Source organism: Okeania sp. KiyG1, assembly GCF_014132355.1.
Taxonomy (GTDB): domain Bacteria; phylum Cyanobacteriota; class Cyanobacteriia; order Cyanobacteriales; family Microcoleaceae; genus Okeania.
The window spans coordinates 84,823-91,395 of the sequence record NZ_BLZO01000075.1; the positions used below are offsets into that span (position 1 = coordinate 84,823).

General features: G+C 36.8%; 2 protein-coding genes and 1 pseudogene. All 3 read left to right on the plus strand.

From position 1 onward, the window contains the following. Nucleotides 1–16: 16 nt before the first annotated feature. Nucleotides 17–983 (plus strand): annotated as a pseudogene (locus SAGCYANO_RS16445) (serine/threonine protein kinase); the annotation flags it as partial. 248 nt (nt 984–1,231) lie between these two features. Next, nucleotides 1,232–6,178 carry an AAA family ATPase gene (locus SAGCYANO_RS16450; RefSeq protein ID WP_255502575.1) on the plus strand — a complete coding sequence of 1,649 codons (4,947 nt, stop codon included), beginning with the start codon at nt 1,232–1,234 and terminating at the stop codon, nt 6,176–6,178. 141 nt (nt 6,179–6,319) lie between these two features. Continuing rightward, on the plus strand, nt 6,320–6,573 hold a 254-nt coding region (locus tag SAGCYANO_RS16455; RefSeq protein WP_202221068.1), incomplete at its 3' end, for a hypothetical protein.

Here is a 6,573-nt window from a genome sequence, read left to right on the forward strand (position 1 = left end):
AGTAGGATTTAGCAGTATGGTTAGCAATATAGTCAATCTTCGATCATATCACATCAGCCAAGAACTTTACAATGGTTCTAAAACTTTAGTTTATCGAGGGTATGGCCAGAGTGACCAATTACCTGTAGCAATCAAACTGCTGAAAAATCCTTACCCTAATTTTAATGAACTGGTACAATTTCGTAATCAATATACTATTACTAAAAATCTCGACTCGCCTCTAATTATCCAAACTTATAGTCTAGAAATTTATCAAAATGGTTATGCTTTGGTCATGGAAGATTTTGGCGGTATTTCTCTTCAAGAATGGGTTGTAAAAAGAAAAAAAACTATCTTTAATGGAGTTTTTAGAAGTAGGAATTACTCTGTGTAATGCCTTAGAAATTCTGTATCGCGAAAGGATTATTCATAAAGATATTAAACCGAGTAATATTTTAATTAATCCCCACACCAAAGAAATTAAATTAATTGACTTTAGTATTGCATCTTTACTGCCAAAAGAGACTCAAACGTTAATCAATCCTCATGTATTAGAAGGAACACTTGCTTATATTTCCCCAGAACAAACAGGCCGAATGAATCGAGGTATTGACTATCGTACAGACTTTTATTCTTTGGGAGTAACTTTTTATGAATTATTAACAGGAAAATTACCTTTTCAATCTAAAGACCCTATGGAATTAGTACATTGTCATATTGCCAAAACACCGCCATTAGTAAATGAAATTAATTCAGAAATTCCATCTGTATTATCAGAAATTGTGGAAAAGTTAATGGCCAAAAATGCCGAAGACCGCTATCAAAGTACATTGGGGTTGAAATATGATTTAGAAAATTGTTTAACTCAACTTCAACAAACAGGTCAGATAAAAAACTTTGAAATTGGCCGACGGGATGTGAGCGATCGCTTTATTATTCCTGACAAACTCTATGGACGAGAAGCTGAAATAGAGACCCTGCTTCAAGCATTTGAAAGAGTTAGTAATTCCCCAGGCGATCCCCCCCATACCCCTCTTAGTAAGGGGGGAGATAATTCCACAGGCGATCCCCCCCATACCCCTCTTAGTAAGGGGGGAGATAATTCCACAGGCGATCCCCCCCATACCCCTCTTAGTAAGGGGAGATAATTCTACAGGCGATCCCCCCATACCCCCTTAGTAAGGGGGGAGCTAATTCTACAGGCGATCCCCCCCATACCCCTCTTAGTAAGGGGGAGATAATTCCACAGGCGATCCCCCCATACCCCCTTAGTAAGGGGGGAGATAATTCCACAGGCGATCCCCCCCATACCCCTCTTAGTAAGGGGGGAGCTAATTCTACTGAAGGAAGAGCAGAAATGATGTTAGTAGCTGGTTTTTCCGGCATAGGTAAAACAGCGGTTGTTAACGAAGTTCATAAACCAATTGTGAAGCAACGGGGTTATTTTATTAAAGGCAAATTTGACCAATTTCAACGAAATATTCCCTTCAGTGCATTCGTACAAGCATTCCGATATTTAATCGGGCAATTATTAACAGAAACCGAGGCTCAAATTCAACAATGGAAAAATAAAATATTATCAGCAGTGGGAGAAAACGGACAGGTAATTATTGAAGTTATTCCCGAATTAGAAAAAATTATTGGCGAACAACCAGCAGTACCAGAATTATCAGGAACAGCAGCTCAAAATAGATTTAATTTATTATTCCCAAAATTTACTAAAGTTTTTACCAGTTCCGAACATCCATTAGTAATATTTTTAGATGATTTACAATGGGCAGACCAGGCATCGTTAAAATTAATTGAGTTATTAATAGCCGATACAAAGTATCTGTTTTTAATCGGAGCATATCGGGATAACGAAGTTAATCCAGCACATCCGTTAATATTGACTTTGAATGAAATCGAAAAAATCGGCTCAACAATCAACACAATTACTTTAGCAGCACTGAATCAAATAGAAGTAAATAAGTTAGTAGCTGACACACTTAAATGTACAGAAAAATTAGCTCTACCACTGTCTCAATTAGTGTTTCAAAAGACTAAAGGAAATCCATTTTTTGCTACGCAATTTCTCAAAGCATTGCATCAAGAAGAACTGATTAAATTTGATTTTCAATTAGGCTGTTGGGAATGTGACATTACTCAAGTGACTCAGCAAGCAGTTACAGATGATGTTGTAGAATTTATGGCGTTGCAGTTACAAAAATTGCCACAATCAACTCAACATATATTACAGTTAGCAGCTTGTATTGGCAATCAGTTTGATTTAGCAACTTTAGCAATTGTTTCAGAACAATCAGAAATAGAAACTGCAACTTATTTGTGGAAAGCTTTACAAGAAGGTTTAATTTTGCCCACTGGTAATATTTATAAATTTTATATAGGACAAGAAAATCAAACATTTACTCAAACAAATTCCCAGACAGTTAGATATAAATTTCTGCACGACCGAGTCCAACAAGCAGCTTATTTTCTGATACCTGAAGAAGAAAAGAAAACAACTCATTATCAAATTGGTCAACAGTTACTAAAGAAAACATCCGAGAGCCAAAAAGCAGAACGAATTTTTGAGATAGTAAATCAATTAAATCATGGAGTAGCTTTAATTACTCAACAAACAGAAAAGGATGAGTTGGCAAAACTGAATTCGATCGCTTGTCGCAAAGCCAGAAGTGCAACAGCTTATCAAGCAGGTCGAGAATATGCCAATACTGGATTATCTTTGCTAGGAGAAAATGGTTGGCAGCGCCAATATGAAATGACTCTATCATTCTATGACTTGGCAGCAGAATTGGCAATGCTATGCGGTGACTTTGAAGCAATGGAAAAGTATGTAGAAACAGCGATCGCCGAGGCACATACTTTATTAGAACAGATTAATGTCTACCGCACCCGAATTTTTTCAAACTTCTCTCAAAATAAGCTCGCAGAAGTAATTGCGATCGCTAAACAACTCCTGCAACAGTTAGGAGTAACTTTTCCTGAACCCGCTACAGAAAATGATATTCAACAGGCAATTGCAGAAATAAGACAACTGATAGGAGAACGGGAAATAGAAGACTTAGTTAACTTACCTCCGATGACGGATGAGGAAAAATTTGCCATTGTGCAGATTGCGAACAGTATCATACCCGCTGCTTACATGATAGGTTCTTCCTTATTTCCCTTGGTAGTAGCTTTATCGGTCAAGCTATGCATTCAATATGGAAATCCCCCTGCTTCGGGATTCGCTTACGCCTGCTATAGCATTATTGTTTGTAATCTCGTGCGGGATGTGGATACGGGAGTAAAGTTTGGTTTATTAGCACTCAAAGTTGCCTCTAAACTTAACGATCGTGCTGTCAAATCAGAGGTATTTGTGCCAGTCACACTCTTTAGTCTGCATCGTCAATATCACCTTAAACAGACTCTAAAGCTATTGCAAGAAGGCTATACCGATGCCTTAGAAGTTGGAAACATAGATTTCGCAGGACGTACTGCATATACTTACTGTATGAATGCCTTTGAGTGCGGTCAGCCCTTGATCCCCTTGGCACAAGAAATTAGTGCCTATTGCAATGGGTTAGTACAATTGAAACAATTAACAACAGCCAATTATTGTCGAATCTTTTGGCAGTCGATTTTAAATTTGCGACAAACGGTGGAACATCCGGGTATTTTGTCTGGAGAAGTATTGCAAGAAGCAGAACTTCTACCCTATCTAATTGAAGCTAATGACCTCCTGGCATTATATTACTTCTATCTATATAAGCTGATGCTTGGTTATCTATTTGAGGAAATTCAATCTGCTCAAAACTATGGTGTTGAAGTCAGGCGTTATTTTATGGGTGGCGTTGGAACTTTTGGCGAACCAATGTTTTATTTCTATGATTCTTTGACGGTGCTAGCCATTTTAAGTTCTGACTCGGAGGAAGTAGCAGAGGCATTATTTGAGAAAGTCGAACAGAACCAAATCCAACTGCAACAACAATGGGCAAACTATGCTCCCATGAACCACCAACATAAGGTCGATTTAGTGGCAGCAGAAATTTGCCGAGTTAAGGGAGAAACACTAGAAGCAATAGAGCTATACGACAAGGCTATTTCTGGAGCCAAAGAAAACGAATACATTCAAGAAGAAGCACTTGCTAACGAGCTAGCTGCTAAGTTTTATCTTAACTGGGGTAAAGAAAAAGTAGCCCAAGCATACATGCAAGAGGCATATTATTGTTATGCTCGGTGGGGAGCAAAAGCCAAAACCGATCACCTAGAAAAACGTTACCCCCAATTACTCCAACCCATTCTGCAACAACAACGCCTTCAGCTCAACCCAAGAGAAACTATTGCTTTGGGTAGGATATTATCATCTACTAATAACGATAGCACTAGCAGCACTAATATTTCGGATGCTCTAGATTTTACTTCTGTATTGAAAGCTGCTCAAGCTATTTCTTCTTCTCTGGAGTTAGAGCAACTCATTGCCAGTCTGACTCGTATTATCCTCGAAAACTCTGGTGCCAAAAAAGTTGTGCTAATGCTGCCTCAAGATAATGCTTGGCAAGTCAAAGCAATTACTTTAGTTTCTCAACAGGAAATACAAACAACTCTTGTGCCACAATTATTACATAATTCTCCAGATATTCCCATCAAAATTATTCATTACGTTAAGAACACTGAACAAACAGTTCTCATCAATAATTGTCAAACAAATATTCCCGGTTTAATAGGAGAATATATGCTCGAATATCAACCCCAGAGCGTGCTTTGTACTCCTATTATTAATTATGGAAAATTACTAGGTATTTTATACTTAGAAAATGACTTAACTCCAGGAGTATTTACATCTGAACGTTTGCAAGTAATTAACTTACTTTCTGCTCAAACAGCCATATCTTTAAAAAATGCTCAACTCTACGCTCAACAGCAAGAAAAAACTAGAGAAATTGCTCAAAAAGAAGAAGAATATCGCAGTATTTTTGAAAGTGTTAATGATGGGTTATCAATTTGCGATTTAGAAACAGGAAAGTCAGTGGCAGCTAATCCAACTATTTATCAGATGCATGGTTATAATCAAGAGGAATGGTTGCAGGCAAAACCAGCAGATTTTATACACCCAGATTATATTTATCTGTTCAGTGAATATTTAACAGCTTTAAGAGCAGGCCAGAAATTTTATACTCAGGCAATTGCTAAACGTAAAGATGGTAGTTTTTTTGATGTTGAAATCAAAGCAGTACCTTTTATGTATAAAGGAAAATTGCATGGATTAACAATTCTACGAGATATTACTGAACAACAAGCCGCATTACGAGAACGTCAAAAAGCTAAAGCAGCAGTAATTAAAAAATCTCAAGAATTAGAAACAGCATTAGAGGAATTAAAACAAGCTCAATTACAAATTATCCAGAGTGAAAAAATGTCGGCACTGGGTAATTTAGTGTCAGGAGTCGGTCATGAAATGAATAATCCTTTAGGTTTTATTTCTGCGAGTCTCCAACAAGCTAAACCTACTATTGCAGATATTATTGAACATTTACAACTATATCAAGAAAGTCTGACCAACAAGAGTGATGAAATTATAGACCATGCAGAAGAAATTGATTTAGATTATATTTTAGAAGACTTACCTAAAATAATTGATTCGATGACTATAGCCTGCGACAGATTAAAAAATATTAGCACTTCTCTGCGTACTTTTTCTCGTGCAGATAAAGATTATAAAGTACCTTTTAATATTCATGAAGGCATTGATAGTACTCTGTTAATTCTCAAGCATCGCCTCAAAGCAAATGAAAAACGTCCTGCTATTGAAGTAATTACAAATTATGGAAAATTACCAAAAATTGATTGTTTTCCTGGTCAATTAAATCAGGTATTTATGAATATTCTTGCCAATGCTATTGATGCGTTAGATGAATCAAATGCAGGTCTGAATCTTGCAGAAATTGAGCTGAATAATAACCAAATTATAATTACAACTTCAGTGGAAAATCAAAGGGTAAAAATTTCTATTGCTGATAATGGTCCGGGGATGAATGAAGAAGTTAAAGCCAAGATTTTTGACCACTTATTTACAACTAAAGATGTGGGAAAAGGGACGGGTTTAGGACTGGCGATCGCCAGTCAAATTATTGAACAAAAACATGGAGGAAATCTTTATGTTACATCAACTCCTGGAGAAGGAACAGAATTTACAATCATCCTTCCTCTTCAGTAAACAATTTCCTTAAACTTATAAAAAGTCTTTATTTTAAATTATACAATATAAAAACATGAAAGAATAACTATAACTGAATCTATTTTAATACTAAATTTTAACACTAATTAAGGAAAAAATGGCGGGAAATATTGCAGAATCATGGAACTCACAAAGAAACAAAAATCAGTCGCAACATCGGTTGAGAACGACAATTGTTTTGCTCTGCTTGCTGTTGGCAGGGTATCTGGGGAATTACTTCAAAATTCCCATAATTCTCCATATAGACTGGTTATTTGGCAGTATTTTCACCATGCTGGTCGTCAGACTGTACGGGTTAACTTGGGGCACGATCGCTGCAGCCATTTCCAGCTCTTATACAATTTTGCTGTGGCACCACCCCTCAGCCTTTATTC